This window comes from Bradyrhizobium zhengyangense, from assembly GCF_022012435.1.
Taxonomy (GTDB): domain Bacteria; phylum Pseudomonadota; class Alphaproteobacteria; order Rhizobiales; family Xanthobacteraceae; genus Bradyrhizobium; species Bradyrhizobium zhengyangense.
This window is the reverse complement of record NZ_JAKLUA010000008.1, coordinates 291,583-314,876: the sequence shown is the minus strand read 5'-3', so window position 1 is coordinate 314,876 and position 23,294 is coordinate 291,583. Positions and strand designations below refer to the sequence as shown.

General features: G+C 62.9%; 18 protein-coding genes. 11 read left to right on the top strand and 7 right to left on the bottom strand.

Annotated features, from left to right (window positions below; all coding sequences use genetic code 11):
- Positions 1–98: 98 nt before the first annotated feature.
- The 4 genes from L6637_RS25180 to L6637_RS25165 all read right to left on the bottom strand — a co-directional run bounded on the left by L6637_RS25180 (position 99) and on the right by L6637_RS25165 (position 6,294).
- On the bottom strand, positions 99–2,966 hold the full coding sequence (locus L6637_RS25180; RefSeq protein WP_237872345.1) for a PAS-domain containing protein: 2,868 nt from the start codon (positions 2,964–2,966) through the stop codon (positions 99–101).
- 178 nt (positions 2,967–3,144) lie between these two features.
- Positions 3,145–4,020, bottom strand: a complete 876-nt coding sequence (locus L6637_RS25175; RefSeq protein WP_237860375.1) for an acyl-CoA acyltransferase — start codon at positions 4,018–4,020, stop codon at positions 3,145–3,147.
- 36 nt (positions 4,021–4,056) lie between these two features.
- On the bottom strand, positions 4,057–5,037 hold the full coding sequence (locus tag L6637_RS25170) for an amino acid--[acyl-carrier-protein] ligase (RefSeq protein WP_237860373.1): 981 nt from the start codon (positions 5,035–5,037) through the stop codon (positions 4,057–4,059).
- A 39-nt stretch (positions 5,038–5,076) separates the two neighbouring features.
- Positions 5,077–6,294, bottom strand: coding sequence for an acyl-CoA dehydrogenase family protein (locus L6637_RS25165; protein WP_237860371.1), 1,218 nt, complete (start codon positions 6,292–6,294; stop codon positions 5,077–5,079).
- A 359-nt stretch (positions 6,295–6,653) separates the two neighbouring features.
- Between L6637_RS25165 and L6637_RS25160 the strand changes: the two genes are divergently transcribed.
- The 3 genes from L6637_RS25160 (at position 6,654) to mtnA (ending at position 9,103) form a co-directional block, all read left to right on the top strand.
- On the top strand, positions 6,654–6,926 hold the full coding sequence (locus L6637_RS25160; RefSeq protein ID WP_237860369.1) for a phosphopantetheine-binding protein: 273 nt from the start codon (positions 6,654–6,656) through the stop codon (positions 6,924–6,926).
- A 161-nt stretch (positions 6,927–7,087) separates the two neighbouring features.
- A complete protein-coding gene (locus L6637_RS25155; RefSeq protein WP_237872343.1) occupies positions 7,088–7,963 on the top strand; it encodes an S-methyl-5'-thioadenosine phosphorylase in 876 nt (291 codons plus the stop codon).
- A 30-nt stretch (positions 7,964–7,993) separates the two neighbouring features.
- A complete protein-coding gene (mtnA, locus tag L6637_RS25150) occupies positions 7,994–9,103 on the top strand; it encodes an S-methyl-5-thioribose-1-phosphate isomerase (RefSeq protein ID WP_237860363.1) in 1,110 nt (369 codons plus the stop codon).
- A 120-nt stretch (positions 9,104–9,223) separates the two neighbouring features.
- On the opposite strand, the gene L6637_RS25145 is transcribed toward mtnA, so the two are convergent.
- Positions 9,224–9,859 carry an HAD-IA family hydrolase gene (locus tag L6637_RS25145; protein ID WP_237860361.1) on the bottom strand — a complete coding sequence of 212 codons (636 nt, stop codon included), beginning with the start codon at positions 9,857–9,859 and terminating at the stop codon, positions 9,224–9,226.
- Positions 9,860–9,944: 85 nt separating this feature from the next.
- On the opposite strand from L6637_RS25145, the gene L6637_RS25140 reads away from it, so the two are divergent.
- Together L6637_RS25140 and L6637_RS25135 are read left to right on the top strand one after the other, a co-directional pair.
- The gene (locus tag L6637_RS25140; RefSeq protein ID WP_237860359.1) at positions 9,945–10,703 is read left to right on the top strand and encodes a S1 family peptidase; all 759 of its coding nucleotides are present in this window, start codon (positions 9,945–9,947) and stop codon (positions 10,701–10,703) included.
- A 122-nt stretch (positions 10,704–10,825) separates the two neighbouring features.
- Positions 10,826–12,328 carry a flavin-containing monooxygenase gene (locus tag L6637_RS25135; protein ID WP_237872341.1) on the top strand — a complete coding sequence of 501 codons (1,503 nt, stop codon included), beginning with the start codon at positions 10,826–10,828 and terminating at the stop codon, positions 12,326–12,328.
- Positions 12,329–12,538: 210 nt separating this feature from the next.
- On the opposite strand, the gene L6637_RS25130 is transcribed toward L6637_RS25135, so the two are convergent.
- The gene (locus tag L6637_RS25130; protein WP_237860355.1) at positions 12,539–13,465 is read right to left on the bottom strand and encodes a response regulator; all 927 of its coding nucleotides are present in this window, start codon (positions 13,463–13,465) and stop codon (positions 12,539–12,541) included.
- Complete coding sequence (locus tag L6637_RS25125; RefSeq protein ID WP_237872339.1) at positions 13,449–16,820, bottom strand: hybrid sensor histidine kinase/response regulator; 3,372 nt, start codon at positions 16,818–16,820, stop codon at positions 13,449–13,451. The genes L6637_RS25130 and L6637_RS25125 overlap by 17 nt, the downstream gene beginning before the upstream one ends.
- Positions 16,821–16,987: 167 nt before the next feature.
- Between L6637_RS25125 and urtA the strand changes: the two genes are divergently transcribed.
- From urtA to fmdA, 6 genes are all read left to right on the top strand, one after another.
- Complete coding sequence (gene urtA, locus L6637_RS25120) at positions 16,988–18,247, top strand: urea ABC transporter substrate-binding protein (protein ID WP_237860351.1); 1,260 nt, start codon at positions 16,988–16,990, stop codon at positions 18,245–18,247.
- 148 nt (positions 18,248–18,395) lie between these two features.
- Entirely contained in the window at positions 18,396–19,322 is a 927-nt protein-coding gene (gene urtB / locus L6637_RS25115; RefSeq protein WP_237860348.1) for an urea ABC transporter permease subunit UrtB, read from the top strand.
- A gap of 18 nt (positions 19,323–19,340) precedes the next feature.
- A complete protein-coding gene (gene urtC / locus L6637_RS25110; RefSeq protein WP_237872337.1) occupies positions 19,341–20,483 on the top strand; it encodes an urea ABC transporter permease subunit UrtC in 1,143 nt (380 codons plus the stop codon).
- A 65-nt stretch (positions 20,484–20,548) separates the two neighbouring features.
- Positions 20,549–21,304, top strand: coding sequence for an urea ABC transporter ATP-binding protein UrtD (urtD, locus tag L6637_RS25105; protein WP_237872335.1), 756 nt, complete (start codon positions 20,549–20,551; stop codon positions 21,302–21,304).
- 12 nt (positions 21,305–21,316) lie between these two features.
- Positions 21,317–22,006 (top strand): urea ABC transporter ATP-binding subunit UrtE, encoded by a 690-nt coding sequence (gene urtE / locus L6637_RS25100; protein ID WP_237872332.1) that lies wholly within the window; start codon positions 21,317–21,319, stop codon positions 22,004–22,006.
- 27 nt (positions 22,007–22,033) lie between these two features.
- On the top strand, positions 22,034–23,263 hold the full coding sequence (gene fmdA, locus L6637_RS25095; RefSeq protein WP_018316778.1) for a formamidase: 1,230 nt from the start codon (positions 22,034–22,036) through the stop codon (positions 23,261–23,263).
- Positions 23,264–23,294 lie beyond the last annotated feature (31 nt).

The window sequence follows — 23,294 nt, the reverse complement described above, 5'->3', positions numbered from 1 at the left end:
GCGCCGTGCCCACGATCTCAGAGATTTTCTCCTGTGAAATCAACGCCCGTTCTACTGTGCATGGGGTTGTTTTCGCGGAGGTTCGCGAGAGAGGAGGCTCACGCCACGCGGCGAACCGCGTTCAGCGTCTCGATGGTGAGCCCCACCTCGGCCGCCGGGCATGGCTTGCCGAAATAATAGCCCTGCACCGCGGTGCAGCCGCATTCGCGGACGAAGTCGAGCTGTTCGATCGTCTCGACGCCTTCCGCCGTGGTCTCGACACCGAGCACGGAGCCGAGGCTCGCGATGGTGCGGACGATCGCGACGCTCTCCGGGCTTTCGCCGAGCGTGCCGACGAAGGAGCGGTCGATCTTGATGCGGTCGAATGGAAACTTGCGCAAATAGCTGAGCGAGGAATAGCCGACACCGAAATCATCCAGGCTGACGCGTACGCCGAGCGCGCGGAGCTGGTGCAGCATCTCGATCGTGGCTTCGCTGTCGTCGAGCAGCGCCGTCTCGGTGACCTCGAGCTCCAGTCGCTGCGGCGGCAGGCCGGCTTCCGCAAGCGCGCTCGTCACCATCGACACCAATCCGCGCGAGTGGAATTGCACGGGGGAGAGGTTCACCGCGACCGTGACGTCAGGCCATGAGGCGGCTGTGGCGCAGGCGGTGCGCAGCACCCATTCGCCGATCGGAACGATCAGGCCGTTCTCCTCGGCGATCGGAATGAACTCAGCCGGCGAGATGAAGCCGCGCGAGGGATGTTTCCAGCGCAGCAGCGCCTCGAAGCCGGTGAGCTCGGTGGTGTCGAGCCGCACCTGCGGCTGGAACACCAGATGGAATTGGTTGCCCTCCAGCGCGCCGCGCAGATCGTGCTCGAGCGCGTGCCGGCTGCGCGCCTCTTCCTCCATCCGGGGTTCGAACAGCTGAAAGGCGCCGCGCCCCTTGGCCTTGGCCTGGTACAGCGCGAGATCGGCGCATTTCATCAGCTCGTCGGCATCGAGGCCGTGATCGGGCGCAATCGCGATGCCGACGGAGGCGCCGACATGGATCGACTGGCTTTCCAGTGGCGGCGGGTGGCCGATGATCTCGACCAGACGCCGTGCCAGCCGCTCCGCCGATTGCGGCTGCGGCCCGCGCTGGAGTACGGCGAACTCGTCGCCGCCGAGGCGGGCGACGGTGTCGTGCTCGCCGACATTCTCCTTCAGCCGCGCCGCGACCCAGCGCAGCAGCCGGTCGCCGGCGGCGTGGCCAAGCCGGTCGTTGACGGTCTTGAAATTGTCGAGGTCGAAGCACAGCACCGCCATGGACCCGCCGGCGATCGCGACCTGGTTCAGCCCTTCGCCCATCTTCTCGCGGAACAGCGTGCGGTTCGGCAGATCCGTCAGGGAGTCGTGCCGTGCCATGTGCGCGACGCGCGCCTGGGCCTTGTGGCGCTCGGTGACGTCCTCATAGGTGACGACCCAGCCACCGTGCTCCATCCGCTTGTGGTTGAGCTTGATGATGCGGCCGTCGCTCAGATGGCGGTGCAGCGTGTGCTCGCCCTCGCGCAGCCGCTCGACATAGTCGGCGTAGAGCTTGGCGGCGGTCGTGTTCGGATGGATGCCGAGATCGCAGCTGTGCTCCATGATCTCGCGCATCGAGATGCCCGGCTTCACGATGTCGGGCGACAGGCCGTACATCTCGATATAGCGGCGGTTGCAGACGATCACGTGCAGGCTCGCATCGAGCATGCACAGGCCCTGGCTCATGTTGTTCAGCGCGGCGTCGAAGCGACGATATTGCTCGCTGAGTTCCTCGACCGCGTGTTCGCGCTCGGTGATGTCCTCATAGGTGGCGACGAAGCCGCCCTCGGGCAACGCGCAATAGCGCACCGAGATGATCGTGTCGTTGGTCATGCGCCGGCGCATCGGCGAGGAATCGTTGTTTTCGATCCGGGCGCGCGCGGCCTCCAGGATCTGCTGCGGGCTGTATTCGGATGCGAAGGCGCCGTTCGCGATCGACCGTTCGATCAGCTCGGAGAGATGCGTGCCCGGCTTGCTCTCCTCCGGCGACAACCGGTAGATCTTCTGATAGGTGGAGTTGCAGACGCGCAGGCGCATGTCGCTGTCGTAGAATGCGAGCCCATGCGCCATGTTCTCGAGCGCGGCATCGAGCATGAGGTTTTGCTGTTTCAGCATCTCCTCATATTGCAGCCGCTCGTTAACATCCTCATGCAGCGTCACCCAACCGCCGTCGGGCATGAACCGCGACACGGCCTGTATCTTCCGGCCGTCGTGGCGCGTGACCAAGACGGTCTTTGGGTTGCGGGTCAGGACATCGTTGATCCGTGCATCGCGGAATTCGTCTCCCGACATGCCCGTTCGGTTTCCGCGCGCGAGCCAAAGGTCGATCGCCTCGGTGTGCGTGATACCTGGTTTCAGGACGTTGGGGTCGAGGTCGTAGAGTTGCAGGAAACGTTCGTTGCAGACGACGAGGCGGCTATCGGCGTCAAACATGATGAGGCCGTGAGACATGTTCGCGAGCGCGTGCTCGCTGCGCTCGGTCTGAAGGCGCAACTCGGCTTCGAGGCGGGCGAGGCGGCTGACATCGTCGCAGATCGTCATCCAGCCGCCGCCGGGGAGCGGCTTCAGTTCGAGCGTGATGACAAGGCCGCTTGCCAGCGTCTGCCGGGTCTGGAACGGCTCGCCGGCCGCGATCAAGGCGATCCGCGAAGCATAGAGCGCGTCGAGCTCATTCGCCGGGATATTGCCGCGCGCCACGCTGTGGGCGAGGACATCGCGGTAACTCGTTCCGAGCCGGACGATGTCGGGCGACATGTCGAACAGCTCGATATACCGGCGATTGACCAGCAAGATCCGGTTGTCGGCATCGTAGACGCAGACGCCCTGTTCCATGCCGTCGAGCGCAAGCTGGCTCAGCGACAACAGGCCCTGTTGGCCTTGCTCGCGGCGTGCACCGAGCTCGTTGTCGCGGGTCGAAATCATGGGATCAGCGGGATCTCGGTGGCAATAGACTTAACGCAACGTAATTCAGCCTCTGACCGTAACGAAGAGGCGGGAAAATTCCCTTAAGCGCCGTAGTTTACGGAGGGTGACCACTGATGCAGAGAGTGAGGATCTCAGACCGCACGACAAATCGTGGTGTCGCAAGCGCGTAGTGCGCCTACGGCCCGTACAGCACGAGTTCCGTATCGGTGAGATCGGCCAGCCGCGGGCGATGCGGGCCCTTGAAATATTTGCGGCCACGGCGCTCGGTATAAATACCGACGAGGCCGGGGATGGGCTCGTTGGAATCGACGATCACCGAGACCTTGCCGAGCCGCAGCAGCAGCCGGCCGATGCGGCCGGCGCAGGCTGCGTATTCGGCGGCGCTGCGGCAATAGATCAGCTGCATCACCGGCGGTGCGATGAAACCACGGCGGATGCGCACCGGTTGCAGGATGAATGGGAACACGCCCTTCGGCGTGCGGCAGACCAGGCTGAGGCAATTGTAGCGCGCATGCCGTGTCAACAGCTCGGTCTCGGTTTCGGAGAGCCCCTCGATCGCCTTGGTATGCTGGGAGATGACCTCGATCTTGCTCCAGCGCGGCGCGCGCGACAGTGCGGGCACCGAGATGAAGATGCCGCGGCAATAGGCGCGAAAGCCCTGCGTCTCGACGATCGGCCAGGTCCACGGCGCCGGGCTGATGTTGAGATAGGTGACGTGCTTGTGCCGCTGCGCGATCTTCGTCAGCAGCGGCGCGTAATTGCGATAGGCCGGCTCGACATACCAGCTCGACAGGTTGCAATGGATGGCGGTCTCATCGCCATCCTTGCGCGCGGTGTAGATCAGCAGCAGCACGCCGACCGGTTCGCCGTCATTGTCGAGCATGTAGCCGAAGCGCGGATAGCCGTCCGGCACCGGCCGGAAGGCCTGCCGGCGCAGGCCCTGGATCCAGTAATTGCGCGAGCGGCCGACGAAGCCGCGCGTCAGCAAGTCCGCGATGCCTTCGACATCGGACTCGGTGATTTCGCGACATCGGACCTTGGTATGGATCACGCTCGTCTTGCCCGTAGAAATGATCAGCCTCTTGCCTTATCGCCAGCCTTCGCCGTGAGCATTCGCCGCGATTTCCGGCTGCAGGCCCAGCATCTCCCGCACCTTGGCGGGCCAGGCGGAAAGATCGGTGCCGTGGGTGTGAAACATGGCGACGGCCAGGCGATCCATGCCGAAGGCGACGCAGCCGGTGTGGGCGGGCTCGCCATTGGCGTCCTGGATCCCCCAGGTCGTGCCGAAATGTTCGCGGTGATAGTTGAAGCTCATGCAGGCAGTCGGCTGCTCTTCCGACCGCAGCGGGATCAGGAGCTCGAACTTGAGCTGCTGCTGCTTCTGGCTCACAGCCTTCATCTGGCCGACGCGGCCGAAGAAGGGATCGCTGGCATAGTCGACGCGGAAGGAGAGGCCGAGATCGGTCGCGATCTTCTGCGCGCGCACCATCCAGCGCTCGCGGAAATCGGCGACATCATCGGGCGTGCCGATGCAGACATATTCGCGCATCCGGAACGATTGCAGCCGATCGAGATGCTTTGACGGCTCGCGGCGGAAGCAATCGGCTGCGACGTCGAAGCGCAGGCCACCCTTCGGCAGCTGGCCGCGGCTCGCCGCGATCGGGTAGACGGGATAGCAAGCGGCGGGCGACAGCACGAGGTCCGCGGGCGAGAGCGACGAAGTCCAATCGCCGCCGGTATCGAAGCGGCTCACCGCAGCGTTGATCTCGCGTTCGGTGCCGTGCAGGCCGCAGACGCAACCGAGCAGGTTCGGAAAGCTCTTGAGGTAGCCGGACTTTTCCAGCTGGGCGCGGCTCATCACCGGCGGAAAGCGCATCACCTCGGTGCCGGCTTCGCGATGGCTGGTGATCAGCGCTGCGAGCTTCTCGACGATGCCCTCATAGAGCGCAGTGCGCGCATAGACGCCGTCCGAGCCCATGCGGTGGAACAGCTTGTCGGCGAGATGATCGAGCGGATCGACGATCTGAGGCGCGGTCTCGGGCGAATCGGGGAGGACGGCAATGTTCATGGGATGGTGTCCTGCTATCTGAAAATTGTTCTTGTTGATTTAGTCGCGAAGGCTTGTCGGAATGCCGCTCATCAAGGTAGCGGTGGCGGCGTTGGCCAGGATACGGTCGTTGTTGATCATGATCGGCGACGACAGCACGTCGCGCAGATGGCGGCCCATGGTGAACTCGCCGTCGTTGCGGTAGCCGGCGAGGCCCGCAGTGCGCATCGCATGCATCACGGTCTCGACCGCGAGCTCGGAGGCCTGCACCTTCAACAACGTGATCGAAGACTGGAAGTCGAGTGAGCTGAGCGCGCGCTCGTCATGCTCGGCGCGAGCAAAAGCGTCGAGGTTGGCAGCGATCAAGGCCCGCAGCTTGGCCAGAGACATCTTTGCAGCGGTGAAGTGCGCTGCGGCCGGCGGCATTTGGCCACCGGAGTTGCGAGCGGCCTTGCGGACGAAGGCCTGCGCACGCGTGACCGAGGCGGCTGCAATGCCGGCCCAGGTTGACGACCAGCACAAATGCGCAAACGGCGTCATGGTCTGTGCGTGAATCTTGTCATAAGCTTCCGGGAAGACGCGATCGGCGGGGCAGTCGACCTTGAGCTCGAAACCGGTCGAGCAGGTGCCGCGCATGCCCAGCGTTTCCCAGCCCTGCGTCTGCTTCAGCGAATAATCGTCCTTGGCTAACGCCAGCAGCACCTGGTCGGAGGCGGCGGCCTCGGTGGCACGGCGGGCGATGGTGACGAGGCCGTCGGCCTGAGCGCCGTAGGAGATCACGGTGGCGTCGCGTACCAGCGAGACGGTGTCGCCGGCGTGGTCGACCGCGGCCGCGCTGGCGCGAATGTTGCCGCCGTTCTGGCCTTCGGTGGTGGAAGAGGCGAGCAGCCACTGGTCGCGGGCGACCCGGCGCATCATGGTTTCCATCCAGGGGATACCGTGGCCGTGCCTGATGATGCAGGCGACCTTGGTCTGATGCATGGCGTAGATCATCGCAGTCGAGGCGCAGGCGCGCCCGAGCGTGTAGCAGATGTCGGTGACGTCGTGGATCGAGGCGCCGAAGCCGCCGAACTCGACCGGGATCATGACGCCGAGCAGCCTTTGCTCACGCGCGGCTTCGAAAGCCTTGTGGGGGAAGCTGGCGTCGCGATCGACGCCGTCGGCCTCAGCCGCGGCCACGCTGGCGGTGCGCGCCGCGCGCTCGATCAAGGAGGGGCCGTGCTCGAGAGGGCTCGGCTGCGCTTCATCGAAAGTCTGGACTGCTTCACGCACGTTCATACTCGTCCGCCTCCTCTTCGTCGTTCGGGATCGCCGGCATCATTCGCGATGCCGTTGAAGGAGATCCCCCGACCATCTTTGCTTGTGAGACGAGGCTACGGATTTAATTCAAATTCGTCGATGAAATAGAGGGTAAACGAACTGCAATTCGGGACGAACAGTTAAGGTCCGGTTGTTTGCAACGTCTGATTTTCGATGATCACGTTAGGGTTCTGGAAGAAGGGCGAATTCCAGACAATCTGAGTCATCGTTTACTAAGAAACGCGAAGTAATGGTCACGCCCATTGTGAGATCGGCCCGTCGCGCCCATCGTACCGGGCGACGGCTCGATCGATTTTGGAAAGACGGGAATTTTAACCATGCAGGCCTTCGACACCGACGTGCGTAACCGCATTATCAAGCTGGTGAAGGGCATTCTCGAGCAGAACTCGCTCAGCGCTGACGTCACGCCGTCGACGAAGCTCGTCGATGCCGGCCTGACCTCGATGGATATGGTCAATCTGATGCTGGGCGTCGAAGCGGAGTTCGATTTCACCATTCCGCAGACCGAGATCACGCCGGAGAACTTCCAGTCCGTCGAGACACTGGAACGCATGGTCGCGGCGCAGTTGCAGCCCGCAAACGCGGCTTGATCATACTCCGGGGTCGTCTGGCGTTTGCCACGACGACACCGAGTGAGGGGCAAGCGCCTCACGACACCGGCATCCGCCTCCCCACTACCCCCCGTTCCAAATCCGCCGCAAAACTGGCATAGCTTAACCATGTCGCACGTGGCGGACAGGGGTGAGCAGGCGTGACGCAGGCGGTATTGGGCATCATCGGCGGCTCCGGCATCTACGATTTGCCGGGTCTCGAGGGCGCGCACGAAGAGGTGATCAGGAGTCCCTGGGGAGAGCCGTCGGCTCCGGTGCGGCGCGGGACTATCGCCGGCCTGCCGATCGTATTTCTTCCGCGGCACGACAAGGGTCACCGTCTCTCGCCTTCCGACATTAACTACCGCGCCAACATCGACGTGTTGAAGCGCGCCGGTGTCACCGATCTGATCTCACTCTCGGCCTGCGGTTCCTTCAAGGAGGAGATGCCGCCCGGCACCTTCGTTTTGGTCGACCAGTTTGTCGACCGTACCCACAAGCGCGAGAGCTCGTTCTTCGGCAAGGGTTGCGTTGCGCATGTCTCGATGGCGCATCCGGTATCGCCGCGGCTGCGGATTCATCTCGCCGCGGCGGCCGAGGCCGAGGGCATCGCGGTCGCGCGCGGCGGCACTTATGTCTGCATGGAGGGGCCGCAATTCTCCACTTATGCGGAGAGCATGACTTACAAGACGCTGGGCTATTCCGTGATCGGCATGACCAACATGCCTGAAGCAAAGCTCGCTCGCGAGGCCGAGATTTGTTACGCGACCGTGGCGATGGTGACGGATTTCGATTGCTGGCATCCCGATCACGACGCCGTCACCGTGCAGGACATCATCCGCGTGCTGACGTCCAACGCCGACAAGGCCAAGGCGCTGGTGGCGCGGCTGGCCAAGGAGTTTCCGCGCGAGCATGAGCCGTGTCCAATCGGATCGGACCGCGCGCTCGACACCGCGCTGATCACCGCGCCCGAGGCACGCGATCCCGAGCTTTTGAAGAAGCTCGATGCGGTGGCCGGGCGCATCCTGCGCGGTTAAGACGCAAGAATAACGAAAGGGTAGAACGCCATGAAGGTCGACGGCAAGCATTTCCGCAGTATCTGGCGTGAGCGCGACGGCTGGTCGGTCGGTGCAATCGATCAGCGGCGGTTGCCGCATGAGTTCGTCGTTGCGCGCTTAGTATCGTGCGAGGACGCGGCGGTCGCGATCAGCGACATGTTGGTGCGCGGCGCGCCGCTGATCGGCGCTACCGCCGCTTACGGCATGGCGTTGGCGATGCGCGAGGACGCCTCCGACGCGGGCTTGAAACGGGCCTATGAGACGCTAGTCGTGGCACGACCGACAGCGATCAACCTGAAATGGGCGCTGGACGAGATGCGCGCGACGCTCGCGCCGATCGATCCGCTCGAACGTGCGGAAGCGGCCTATGCGCGCGCCGATGAGATCGTCGAACAGGACGTCGAGATCAATCGTGGCATCGCCGGCAACGGCCTGAAGCTGATCGAAGCGATCGTGGCCAAGAAGAAGCCGGGCGAGACCGTCAACGTGCTGACCCATTGCAATGCCGGTTGGCTTGCCACCGTCGACTGGGGCACGGCGACCGCGCCGATCTATCTCGCGCATGAGCGCGGCATCAAGATCCATGTCTGGGTCGACGAGACCCGCCCGCGCAACCAGGGCGCCTCGCTGACGGCGTGGGAGCTCGGCCATCACGGCGTTCCGCACACCGTAATTCCCGACAACACCGGCGGCCATCTGATGCAGCACGGCATGGTCGATCTCGCTATCGTCGGCACCGACCGCGTCGCTGCCAATGGCGACGTCTGCAACAAGATCGGCACCTATCTGAAGGCGCTCGCGGCGCAAGACAACAACGTTCCGTTCTATGTCGCGCTGCCGTCACCGACGATCGATTTTGCGGTCGACGACGGCATCAGGGACATTCCGATCGAGCAGCGCAGTGGCACGGAGGTCACCGACATGACCGGCCGTACCGCCGACGGTCGGCTGGAGACCGTGCGCATCGTGCCAGAAGGATCGCCTGTCGCGAACTACGCCTTCGACGTGACCCCGGCGCGGCTCGTGACGGGCCTGATCACCGAGCGTGGCGTATTGAGGCCCGATCGCGCCTCGCTGGCGGCGGCATTTCCGGAACGCATCGCCGTCGCGGCAGAGTAGGCACTATTCAGGCGATGTCTCGCCGCACCCGTCATTGCGAGCGCAGCGAAGCAATCCGGAATCTTTCCGCGGAGATAGTCTGGATTGCTTCGCTGCGCTCGCAATGACGAGGTTGATAGACTACCCGAGCTTCATCCCCGTCGCGGCCTCGAGCTCCGCGATCGCCTGCGCGCCACTAGCCACCTTGATCGTGGTCATGCCCATCTCGCGCGCGGGCTTCAGGTTGACGCCGAGATCGTCGAGATAGACGCATCTCTTTGGGTCGACCTTCAGCGTCTCGACCATCAGCTGGTAAATGCGCGGATCAGGCTTGCGCAGTCCGATCTTGGCGGATTCGATGACATGATCGAACAGCACCATCACCTCCGCGACGTAGAGCGAACGCCCGGTCATGCTGCCGATGGCATTGGCCGGAAGGTTGTTGGTGATGCAGCCGGTCTTGAACTTGGCCTTGATGGACTTTAGCGCCTTGACCATCTCGGGGCGCAGATCGCCCTGGAGCAGCGGCAGCACGTCGCGGCCGCGCACTTCGGCGCCGAGCGCCCGTGATTCTGCGGCAAACAATTGATCGAATGTCTCGATGTCGACCTCGGCGCGCTCGAACTTGGCCCAGGCATTTTCCAAATGGTTGGCGGCGTTGGTGCGCCGGATAATGTCGGCGGGCAGTCCACGCTCCGTCTCGAACCGCGAAAACGCCTCGAATGGCGAGCTCGTCAGCACGCCGCCAAAATCAAAGATCACCGCCTCGATCGCCACTATCCTGCCCTCGTCAATTGCTTTCCAAGACGGCTAGCATGCGCTATCGGCAAGGACCAGTCCTGCCGATGTCAGAGCCTGTTCCATGAAGAAGCTTGCCACTCTCGCCATAGCCACGCTGCTGCTTACGACGCCAGCTCATGCGATCGTCGGCGGCGGCACACCGCAGACGGACGGCGTTGCGCGCGCGGTCGTCACCATCGTCGGCTCGCGCGGTAATTTTTGTACCGGCACCTTGATCGCCCCTCAGCTTGTGCTGACGGTCGCGCACTGCGTGCAGCCCGGCGCGGATTACAAGATCGTCGAACGTGGCGCGGACGGTCAGCCGCAACTGCTGAACGTGCGGACCGTTGCAATCCATCCGAGCTTCAACATGCAGGCGATGTTGGCGCATCGCGCCACCGCCGACGTGGCATTGCTACAGCTGGAAATTCCACTGAAGGGAAAATCGACGGTGCCGGTCGGCATGCCGAATATTCCAATACAGGTCGGCAGCCGCTTCACCATCGCCGGTATCGGCGTCACCGTGCGCGGCGATGGCAAGAGCGGCGGCACGATTCGCGTCGCCGGCCTTGTTGTTACCGGCCAGCCCGGCACGTTCCAGATCCGTCTGGTCGATCCCGTAACCAACGGTGTTCGCGACGGAATCGGCGCCTGCACCGGCGATTCCGGTGGTCCCATGTTCGAGGACAAGCCGAACGGTGCCGTGCTCGTCGGCGTCATCAGCTGGTCGACAGGGCCGAATAATGCCGCGGGCTGCGGCGGATTGACCGGCGTCACGCCGCTGACGCTCTATCGCGACTGGATCCTGCAGACAGCGCGGAGCTGGGGCGCGGCGTTGTAGTTTGATCGCGACTTGATCTATGTCATTTTGCAAGGGAGGCGCGATGAGCGACGATGCCCATCGCTAAGGAAACGCGTCGCCGATCAAGGGCGGCCAGAAAAAGACAAGGCATAGAAGCAACAATGAATGTCGCTGTTCGCAATCACGCCACGACCAAGCAGGCCTCAGAACATTTCGACGTGCTGATCGTCGGCGCCGGCATCTCCGGCATCGGCAGCGCCTATCACATCGAAAAGCAGTTGCCTGGCACGAGCTACGTCATCCTGGAAACGCAGGCGACGTTCGGCGGCACCTGGTCTACGCATCGTTATCCCGGCATTCGCTCGGACAGCGATCTCCACACCTTCGGCTACAGCTTCAAGCCCTGGGTCGGGCCGCCGATCGCGACCGCCGATGAAATCCTCGCCTATATGAACGAGGTGATCGACGACAACGATATCGCCCGCCACATCCGCTACGGGCACAAGATCATCTCGGCGAGCTGGTCGAGCGAGCAGAATCTCTGGACCATCGAGGCGGCGACGACCGACACCGGCGAGACGAAGTTCTTCACCGCCAACTTCCTCTGGATGTGCCAGGGCTATTATCGTCATTCGGAAGGCTACACGCCGGAATGGAAGGGTATGGACCGCTTCAAGGGCCGCATCGTCCATCCGCAGACCTGGCCTGACGATATCGACCTTAAAGATAAGAAGGTCGTCGTGATCGGTTCTGGCGCGACGGCTGCGACGCTGGTGCCGAACATCGCGGACGAATGCGCGCATGTCACCATGCTGCAGCGCTCGCCGACCTATTTCCGCCTGGGGCGCAACGCGATCGAGATCGCCGAGGAGCTGCGTCGGCTCCAGATCGATGAAGCCTGGATCCACGAGATCGTCCGCCGCAAGATCCTGTTCGAGCAGGATGCGTTCACAAAGCTCTGCCTGGCGAAGCCCGAGCAGGTGAAGAAGGAGCTGATCGGCCAGATCAGCGCGGTGCTCGGTCCGGACTACGACGTCGAGACGCATTTCACACCGAGCTACCGCCCGTGGCGGCAGCGCATTGCCTTCGTGCCCGATGCCGATTTGTTCAAGGGCATCGCCAGCGGCAGGGCCTCGGTAGTGACCGACGAGATCGAGTGCTTCGTTGAGAACGGCATCCAGCTCAAGTCCGGGAAGCTGCTCGAGGCTGACGTCATCGTCACTGCGACGGGCTTCAATCTCTCCGCGCTCGGCGACATCGCCTTCGAGATCGACGGCAAGCCTCTCGCCTTCGGCGATACCGTCACCTATCGCGGCATGATGTTCACAGGCGTGCCTAACATGGTCTGGGTGTTCGGCTATTTCCGCGCGAGCTGGACCTTGCGCGTCGATCTCGTCGCCGATTTCGTTTGCCGCCTGCTCGGTCACATGAAGGCGAAGGGGGCGAAGAAGGTCGAGGTCAAGCTGCGGCCCGAAGATCACAACATGCCGATCCTGCCTTGGATTGATCCTGAGAATTTCAATCCCGGCTACATCATGCGCAACATGAACCTGCTGCCCAAGCGCGGCGACAAGCCGGAATGGCAGCATAGCCAGGATTACTGGACCGAGAAGGACGAGATCCCGAAGACGGATCTGGATGACAAGGCGTTTGTGTATGGGTGACGAGAGACGTGTGGAGCGATAGCGCTCGCTCCACACTCCACTGTCGTCCCGGCGAAAGCCGGGACCCATAATCCCAGGGAGTAGTTTGGCGAAGATTCGTGGTCCGGTACGGCTACCGCTCAAACCGAGAATCACGCGGTGCGGGTCCCGGCCTTCGCCGGGATGACACATGTTGTCAGGCGATAGCGTTCCAACTCAATCTCACCACGGCTACGAATTCCTCCGCGTCGCATTCGTCGCGATCGCCGCGGCTGCCGTCCGGTTCTCCACGCCCAGCTTGGCGTAAATCTGCTCCAGATGCTTGTCGACGGTACGCGGGCTCAATCCCAAAATTTGCGCGATGTCGCGGTTGGTCTTGCCCTTGCTGAGCCAGGCCAGCACCTCACCCTCGCGCGTGGTGAGGCCGAGCTCGCTCGAAAACTCTGGCGGCAGCGCAGTGCCGGCTTCCTTGGACAGCCGCAGCAGAAACTCGTTCGGCGCCGTCTCGCCCATGTAGTAGAAGCGGAGCTGCGGATTGTCGGGCAAGGACGCGGCCTGCGACTTCGCGCTGCCCTTGCCTTTCGCCTGTTCCAGCCATTGCAGCAGCGACGGCGGCAGGACGAAGTCATCGGTCTGCACGCCGTGGTGGTCGGCCAGCAGCTTTTGCGCCTGCGGCGTTGCCCAGAGAATGTGGCCCTGGCGGTTGACCGCGAACAGGAAGCGGCCGGAGACGTCGAGCGCGGCGCGCGCGCTCTGGGTCAGGCGCGCATTGCCGAGATGGACGCGGATGCGCGCAAGCATCTCCTCGATCACGATCGGTTTGGTTACGTAGTCGACGCCGCCGGCTTCCAGTCCGCGCACGATGTGCTCGGTTTCGGCAAGGCCGGTCATGAAGATCACGGGGACATTGGCAAGGCCGGCGTCGCGCTTGAGCCGCCGGCAGGTCTCAAACCCGTCCATGCCGGGCATCACGGCGTCGAGCAGCACGATGTCGGGCGTGATCTGGTCGACGATGCGCATCGCGCTGGCGCCGTCGAGCGCCACCATCACCGTCATCCCGGCGCCGTCGAGCGCATCGGTCAGCAGCCTCAGCGTCTCCGGCGAGTCGTCGACAACGAGCGCGACGTCGCGCTTTTTCGGCTCAATGCTCATAAGCATGCAGGGTTTTCAATGTTGTCATGTATTGGTCGAGGTCGAAGCGATCGACCAGTGATCTCATTTCAGCGACGAAGTCGGCATGCTCCGGGTGCTCGCTGCCGATCTCGTCCAGCTTGAGCTGGATAGCTTTGACGTAGCCGATCTGGCCGAGCCCGATCAGCGCCTCGATGTGCCTGACCGGCGGCCGCGAGCCGCTCTCCGGCCGCCACAGCGGTACGACGGTCTCATCGGAGCCGTATTGCCATTCGATCCTGAGCAACTGCCGGATGGTCTCCAGCAATCGCGGAATGTCGATCGGCTTCATCAGATAGCCGTCGTGGAACGGCTGTGCGAGCGGTGCGCCGTGCGCCTCCAGCGCGCTTGCCGACACCATGAGGATGCGGGCCTGGTGATGGCCTGCTGCGCGCAGCTGTTCCGCCACCGTCCAGCCGTCCATGGCAGGCATGGAGATGTCGAGCAGGAACAGGTCGGGCCGGCAATGCTGCGCCAGCGCGAGGCAGCCGGGACCGTCGGCGGCGCTCAGCAGGATGAAGCCGAGCGGCGTCAGCACCTCGCGCAGGAGATCGCGATGAACAGGATCGTCGTCGGTGATGAGGATGGTCTTGCGCGCGCCGTGATAGCCCGAGACCGGCGCCTCCACCGGCGCAATGCGCCTGGGATTGGTGACCTCCGACAGCAGCATCTTCACCTTGAACGTGCTGCCGCGGCCGACGGTGCTGGCGACCTTGATGTCGCCGCCCATCACGCCGGCGAGCAGCCGGCTGATGGTGAGACCCAGTCCGGTGCCGGTCTGCGGCTGCGAGACGCCCAGCGCGCCACGCTCGAACGGCGCGAAGATGCGTTCGAGATCGTCGCCCTGGATACCGGGACCGGTATCGATCACCTCGAATTCGGCGACCGGGCTGCGGTAGTGCACGACGAACTGGACGCTGCCGGTCTGGGTGAATTTGATGGCGTTGGAGAGGAGGTTGATCAGCACCTGGCGCAGCCGCTTCTCGTCAGCATAGACCACTGTCGGCAGTGTCGCCGGACGCCGGAACAGGAAGTCGATGCCCTTGGCGCCGGCCTGGAGACGAAACATGCCGACGAGCTGATCGAGGAATTCGCTCAAGCGGACTTCGTCGCGGGAAAGGTAAAGTCTGCCGGCCTCGATCTTGGAAATATCCAGAATGCCGTCGATCAGGCCGGAGAGATGGTCGGCGCTGCGGCGGACCACGCGGACCTGGTCGCGCGGCTTGGCATTCAGTGTCGCATCCTGCTCGAGGAGTTGCGCATAGCCGCTGATCGCGTTCAGCGGCGAGCGCAACTCGTGGCTCAGTCCCACCACATACCGGCTCTTGGCGAGGTTGGCGGATTCGGCGACCTCCTTGGCGCGCTGGAGCTCGGCGTCGGTGCGCTTGTGCGCGTCGATTTCCTGGATGAGGAGCGCGGTTTGCCGCCGCGTCTCGGCCTCCGCCGCGCGGCGGCTCTGCTGCGCCAGCACGAACAGCCAGGCGACCACGCCGATGATGATGCTGAGCGAGAAGAACACCTTCCACAACACGTTGGAGACGAGTGCGTTCTCGCCATGCACGCTCGCCGACGTCTGGAGATAGATCAGCCCGAGCACCAGTGCGACGAGGCCGGCGGAGACCACGAACACGCCGATATAGTGGCCGAACTGGGAGTTGATGCGCTGATAGATCGGCTGCGGCAGGATCTTGCTGAGCGCCTCGGAGAACTGCACCTGCGCGCGTCCGTGCGGCTTGCAGAGATCGTGGCAGCGGGCATCGAGCGAGCAGCACAGCGAGCAGATCGGGCCAGCATAGGCCGGACATGAGGTGGTATCCTCAGGCTCAAAGCTGTGCTCGCAAATACAGCACTGGATCGCCTCGATATTGGCCCAGCTCCGTTTCGGCTTGCGCGCGATGTAGAATTTTCCGTCCGTCAGCCAGGCGATCACGGGCGCGGTGACGAAGGCCACCGTCAGCGCGACGAAGGCAGCGAGCGCCTTCATGGTCGGGCCGAACAGGCCGTAGAACGCCGCGATCGAGACGATGATCGCGAGCGTCATCGCGCCGACGCCGACAGGATTGATGTCGTAGAGATGCGCGCGCTTGAACTCCATCTGCGGCGGACGCAGGCCAAGCGGCTTGTTGATGACGAGATCCGACACCAGCGCGCCGACCCAGGCAATCGCAACGTTGGAGTAGAGCGCGAGCGTCTGCTCCAGCGCCTTGTAGACGCCGATCTCCATCAGCAGAAGCGCGACCATCACGTTGAACACCAGCCAGACCACGCGTCCGGGATGGCTGTGCGTCAGCCGTGAGAAGAAGTTCGACCAGGCGATCGAGCCGGCATAGGCATTGGTGACGTTGATCTTGATCTGCGACAGCACCACGAAGAAGCCGGTCAGCGCCAGTGCAAGGTCCGGATCTGAGAGGACGTAGCGAAATGCCACGAGATACATATGCGCGGGCTCGGCGGCCTCCTCGGGCGGCACGCCGTGGCTGAGCGCAAAGAAGGCGAGGAACGAGCCCGCAAGCAGTTTCAGCGCGCCGAGCACGATCCAGCCAGGCCCCGCGCTCATCAACGCGATCCACCACGACGCCTTGGAGGTACGACGGTCGCGCGGCAGAAATCGCAGGAAGTCGACCTGCTCGCCGATCTGCGCCACCAGCGAGAATACGACGGAAGACGCAACGCCGAACAGCAACAGATCGAAATGGCCGCCGAGATCGCCATGCTCGCCGGCGAATTTGTGCCATTCAGTGAAAGAATGCGGGCTCGCCCAGGCGATCGCGGCAAAGGGCAGGATGTGCAACACGACCCAGAGCGGCTGCGTCCAGAGCTGGAAGCGGCTGATCAGCGTGATGCCGTAGGTCACCAGCGGGATGATCGCAATGGCGCTGATGAGGTAGCCGATCGGGCGGGGGATCCCGAGGCACATCTCCAGCGCGGTGGCCAGGATCACGGCCTCGATGGCAAAGAAGATGAAGGTGAAGGAGGCGTAGATCAGCGAGGTGACGGTCGAGCCGATATAGCCGAAGCCGGCGCCGCGCGTGAGCAGGTCAATGTCGATGCCGCATTTGGCGGCATAATAGGCAATCGGAACGCCGCAGCAGAAGATGATGACGGAGACGACGAGAATTGCAGATGCGGCGTTGGTCACGCCGTAGTTGAGGGTTATGGTGCCGCCGATCGCCTCCAGCACCAGGAAGGAAATCGCGCCGATGGCGGTGTTGGCAACGCGCGCGGCGGACCAGCGTCGCGCGCTCTTGGCGGTGAAGCGCAGCGCGTAGTCTTCCAGCGTCTGGTTGGCGACCCATTGATTGTACTGGCGCCTGACGCGGTCTATTCGCTGCCGCCCTGCCACTTGACTCCACTCCCGAACCCGCCGGATCCCTCGCAAATCCCGTACCAGAAGCCTACGTCGGCATTTTGCGGTGCAATATACGCGATCTTGCGTATCCTTGCGGTGCACAAATTCGAGCCATCCTCACGACACCAATCGCGTGTCCTCGAACAAACAGTGGGGTGCTCATGTCAGACGAAACCAACAAGGGCTTGTTGTCGCCGCTCCGGCGCAAACTATTGATGGGAATGGCGGCCGTCCCGGCCATCACGATGCTGCCGCGGACGTCGTTTGCGCAGGCCCCGGCGACTTCGGCGGTCAACACCACCGGTCTCGCGGTCACCGACACCGAGGTCACGGTCGGCATCCTACATTCGGCTACCGGCACGATGGCGATTTCCGAGACCGGCTCGATCGAGGCCGAAAAGCTCGCCATCGAGCAGATCAACGCCGCCGGCGGCGTTCTGGGGCGCAAGATCAAGTTCATCCAGGAAGACGGCGCCAGCGACTGGCCGACCTTCGCGGAGAAGGCGAAGAAGCTGCTCGTCAACGACAAGGTCGCGGCGATCATGGGCTGTTGGACCTCGGCCTCGCGCAAGGCGGTGCTGCCGGTGGTCGAGCAGTACAACGGCATGCTCTACTATCCGACCTTCTATGAAGGTCTCGAGCAGTCCAAGAACGTGATCTACACCGGCCAGGAAGCGACCCAGCAGATCCTCGCCGGCCTGAACTGGATCGCCAAGGAAAAGGGCGCGAAGACCTTCTTCTTCATCGGTTCCGACTACATCTGGCCGCGCACATCGAACAAGATCGCGCGCAAGCACGTCGAGAACGTGCTCAAGGGCAAGGTCGTCGGCGAGGAGTACTATCCGCTCGGCAACACCCAGTTCAACTCGGTCATCAACAAGATCAAGCTAACCAAGCCCGACGTGATCTTCACCGACGTCGTCGGCGGCTCCAACGTCGCGTTCTACAAGCAGCTCAAGGCAGCCGGCATCGACCTCGCCAAGCAGGCGCTGCTGACGATCTCGGTGACCGAAGACGAAATCGACGGCATCGGCGGCGAGAACATCGCTGGCGCTTACGCCTGCATGAAGTACTTCCAGTCGCTCGACAATCCGAACAACAAGGCCTTCGTGCCCGCGTTCAAGAAGATGTGGGGCGAAAAGACCGTGATCGGAGACGTCACCCAGGCTGCCTATCTCGGCCCCTGGCTGTGGAAGTTGACGGTCGAGAAGGCCGGCTCCTTCGACGTCGACAAGATCGCGGCGGCTTCACCCGGCGTCGAGTTCAAGGGCGCGCCGGAAGGCTATGTGCGTATCCACGAGAACCATCACCTCTGGTCGAAAACCCGCGTGGGCCGCGCCAAGCTCGATGGCCAGTTCGAGCTGATTTACGAGACCGCCGATCTCGTCGAGCCGGATCCGTTCCCCAAGGGCTACCAATAAGAGAGCTACCAGTAAGAAGCGCGGCGACCGCCGCAGTTTCCCTCGAACTGAAGCCGCTCCCTGGCGTGGATTGCAAGTCCATGCCCAAGACCCCCGCGTCGCGAATTTGCTCGCGACGCGGGACCCTATTCCCTGACGGAGGACATCGATGTTCGGCGACTACTCGCTTGGTGATCTTGGCTCCATCTTCGTCATGCAGGGCTTTGCAGGGCTGATCCTGTTCTCTGTCTACGTGCTGATGGCGCTCGGTCTTGCGATCATCTTCGGCCAGATGGGCGTCATCAACATGGCCCATGGCGAGTTCATGATCCTGGGGGCCTACGTCACCTGGATGACCTCCAATCTGTTCCAGACCTACATGCCTGGTCTGTTCGGCGGCTATTTCTTCCTCGCCATGATCCTCGCCTTCCTCGCCTCAGGCGCGCTGGGAATGCTGGTGGAATGGGTGCTGATACGACATCTCTACAAGCGGCCGCTCGACACGCTGCTGGCGACCTGGGGCCTCAGCCTGATGTTGCAGCAGGCCTATCGCTCCGTATTCGGCGCGCGCGAGGTCGGCGTCGAGCTGCCGCAATGGATGCTCGGCTCGCTGCAGGTGACCTCCAGCATCGAAGTCCCCATCAACGGCGTCTTCGTGATGTGCCTGACGGTGCTGATCACCATCGCCGTCGCCTATGTCATGTACAAGTCGCGCTGGGGCCGCCAGGTGCGCGCCGTGGTGCAGAACCGCATCATGGCCGGCGCGGTCGGCATCAACACCGAAAAGGTCGACCGCTACACCTTCGGTCTCGGTTGCGGCATCGCCGGCGTCGCCGGCAGCGCCTTCACGATGATCGGCTCGACCGGACCGACCTCGGGCCAGCTCTACATCGTCGACACATTCCTGGTGGTCGTGTTCGGCGGCGCCGCGAGCCTGGTCGGTACCATTGCCTCGGCCTTCTCGATCTCGCAGACGCAATCCACCCTCGAGTTCTTCATGTCGGGCTCGATGGCCAAGGTGCTGACGCTGCTCGCCGTTGTCGGAATCCTGATGCTGCGGCCGCAGGGGCTGTTCGCCCTCAAGGTCCGCAAGTGAGAATGTGGGGCTGATGCAATGACCGACAACAGGTTCTTCAATCGATCTGAGCTGATCGGAATTCTGGTGCTCGCGGTGTTCCTGGTCTTGGTGCTGCCGCTCACGCTCGACGTCTTCAGGCTCAACCTGGTCGCAAAGTATCTGACCTACGCCTTCGTCGCGCTCGGTCTCGTCATCTGCTGGGGCTATGGCGGCATCCTGAGCCTCGGCCAGGGCGTCTTCTTCGGCCTCGGCGGCTACTGCATGGCGATGTTCCTCAAGCTCGAAGCATCGAGCGTGGAGAACACCAAGATCCAGTCGACGCCGGGCATCCCTGATTTCATGGACTGGAATCAGATCACGGCGCTGCCGCTGTTTTGGAAGCCCTTTCACAGCCTCACCTTGACCATCGCCGCCATCATTCTGGTGCCCGGCATTTTCGCCCTGATCATCGGCACCGCGATGTTCAAGCGCCGCGTCGGCGGCACTTACTTCGCGATCATCACCCAGGCGGTCGCGGCCATCCTCACCATCCTGATCGTGGGCCAGCAGGGCTACACCGGCGGCATCAACGGCATGACCGACCTGCGCACGCTGAAGGGTTGGGACATCAGGCCCGACCACGCCAAGATCGTACTGTATTTCTTCGAGGTCGGTTGCCTGTTCGTCTGCATCATGATCGCGCAGTTCGTCCGGCACTCCAAGCTCGGACGCATCCTGGTCGCGATGCGCGAGAAGGAGGACCGCGTCAGATTCTCCGGCTACAGCGTCGCGAACTTCAAGATCTTCGCCTTCTGCATCGCCGCCGTCTTCGCCGCGATCGGCGGCGCCATGTTCGCCCTCAATGTCGGCTTCATGTCGCCGTCCTTCGTCGGCATCGTGCCCTCGATCGAAATGGTGATCTACACCGCTGTCGGTGGCCGGTTGTCGATCCTGGGTGCGATCTACGGCACGCTGCTGGTCAATTTCGCCAAGACCAGCCTGTCGGAAACCTTCCCCGAATTGTGGCTGTTCGGTCTCGGCGGCCTGTTCATCGCCGTGGTGCTCGCCTTCCCGAATGGCCTTGCCGGGATCTGGGGCGACTATGTGCAGCCGCGCATCGATCGTCTGATCGCCTCGCGCAAACCGAAACCTGAGGGCTGGACCGACAGCTCGGTCGCCGACAGCGCCCCCGCGGAGTGAGGAGATAGATCATGCTCGTCGGTCATCGCGATGCCGATGCCACGCTGGCAGTGAGGAGATAGATCATGCTCGTCGGTCATCAGCCCAAGGAATTCCTGCTCGCGGTCGAGGCTCTCACCGTGTCGTTCGACGGCTTCAAGGCGGTCAACGATCTCTCTTTCTACGTCGATGAAAACGAGATCCGCGTCATCATCGGCCCCAACGGTGCCGGCAAGACCACCGTGCTCGATCTGATCTGCGGCAAGACCAAAGCGACCTCAGGCTCGATCCAGTTCCGCGGCAAGGAGCTGACGCGGATGAAGGAGAACGAGATCGTCAAGACCGGGGTGGGGCGCAAATTCCAGAACCCGTCAATTTACGACGATCTCACCGTGTTCGAGAATCTGGAGATCTCCTATCCGCGCGGACGTTCGGTGTTCGGCGCACTGACCTTCACCCGCGACTCCGCCGTGCGCGACCGCGTGCACGAAGTTGCGGAAATGATCTTCCTGAAGGACAAGCTGAACAAGAGCGCCGATCTGCTCAGCCACGGCCAGAAGCAGTGGCTCGAGATCGGCATGCTGCTGATCCAGGATCCGGATCTGCTGATGCTGGACGAGCCGGTGGCCGGCATGAGCGTGTCCGAGCGCGCCAAGACGGCCGAGCTGCTCAATCGCATCATCAAGAACCGATCGGTGCTGGTGATCGAGCACGACATGAAGTTCGTCGAGGACATCGCGCACAAGGTCACCGTGCTGCACCAGGGCCAGATCCTCTCGGAGGGGACGATGGAGAAAGTGCAGAACGATCCCAAGGTCATCGAAGTCTATCTCGGCCATTAAGGAGGCGTGACGATGCTGGCAATTTCCGATCTTCACGTCGCCTACGGCCAGAGCGAGGTGCTGCATGGGCTCAACGTCAAGGTCGCGCCCAACGAGATCGTTGCGATCATGGGCCGCAACGGCATGGGCAAGACCACGCTGATGAAGTCGCTGATGGGCATCCTGCCGGCCAAGAGCGGCTCAGTGACAATGGACGGCGCCGAGCTTGGGGGCCTGCCGAGCTACGAGCGCGTCGCCAAGGGCCTCGCCTATGTGCCGCAGGGCCGCATGATCTTCTCCACCATGACGGTGAAGGAGAACATCGAGACCGGTCTCGTGGTCTCCGGCGGCTCCGAGGTGCCGAGCGACATCTATGAGCTGTTTCCGGTGCTGCTGGAGATGAAGGGTCGCCGCGGCGGCAATCTCTCGGGCGGACAACAGCAGCAGCTTGCGATCGCCCGCGCGCTCGCCACCAAGCCGAAGGTGCTGCTGCTGGACGAGCCGACCGAGGGCATCCAGCCGTCGATCATCAAGGACATGGCGCGGACGCTCAAGCGCATCCGCGACGAGAAGGGCCTGTCGATCGTCGTGTCCGAGCAGGTCCTGAGCTTCGCGCTTGATATCGCCGACCGCGTGCTGGTGATCGAGAATGGCGCGATTGTCCGTGACGATCCGCGCGACAGCGTCGATGCCGCGCAGGTCTCGAAATATCTGTCCGTCTAACCAACCGTAGCAAAGGGGAGCATCTCGATGCCAGAGACACTGATCAAGGTCGATCTCACCAAGTCGGCTTACGAAAATGACATGGTGCACAATCGCTGGCACCCCGACATCCCGATCGTGGCCTGGGTCAATCCCGGCGACGACTTCATCATCGAGACCTATGACTGGACCGGCGGCTTCATCAAGAACAACGATTCCGCCGACGACGTGCGCGACATCGATCTGTCGATCGTGCACTTCCTCTCCGGCCCGATCGGCGTCAAGGGCGCCGAGCCCGGCGATCTCCTTGTGGTGGACCTGCTCGATGTCGGTCCGATGAAGGAGAGCCTCTGGGGCTTCAACGGCTTCTTCTCCAAGCAGAATGGCGGCGGTTTCCTCACGGATCATTTTCCGCTGGCGCAGAAGTCGATCTGGGACATCAAGGGGCTCTATACTTCGTCGCGCCATGTGCCCGGCGTCAATTTCGCAGGCCTGATCCATCCCGGCCTGATCGGCTGTCTGCCCGATCCGAAGATGCTGGAGACCTGGAACAAGCGCGAGGCCGAGCTGATCTCGACCAACCCGACCCGCGTACCCGGTCTCGCCAATCCGCCGTTCGCCGCGACCGCTCACGGCGGACGTGCCAAGGGCGACGTCAAGGCCAAGATCGGAGCGGAGGGCGCGCGCACCGTGCCGCCGCGCGAGCACGGCGGCAATTGCGACATCAAGGATCTCTCGCGCGGCTCGAAGATCTACTTCCCGGTCTATGTGCCGGGCGCCGGTCTCTCGATGGGCGATTTGCATTTCAGCCAGGGCGATGGCGAGATCACCTTCTGCGGCGCGATCGAGATGGCCGGCTGGTTGCATCTGAAGGTCGAGGTGATCAAGGACGGCATGTCGAAATACGGCATCAAGAACCCGATCTTCAAGCCGTCGCCGATCACGCCGAACTACAAGGACTATCTGATCTTCGAAGGCATCTCGGTCGACGAGGCCGGCAAGCAGCATTATCTCGACGTCCACATCGCCTATCGCCAGGCCTGCCTGAACGCGATCGAATATTTGAAGAAGTTCGGCTACTCCGGTGCGCAGGCCTATTCGATCCTCGGCACCGCGCCGTGTCAGGGCCACATCTCCGGCGTGGTCGACGTGCCCAATGCTTGCGCCACGCTATGGCTGCCGACCGAGATCTTCGACTTCGACGTGATGCCGTCGGCGGCCGGGCCCATCAAGCATATCACCGGCGATATCCAGATGCCGATCTCGCCGGACAAGTAACCTGTGCGCTCCCTCTCCCCGTTCTTACGGG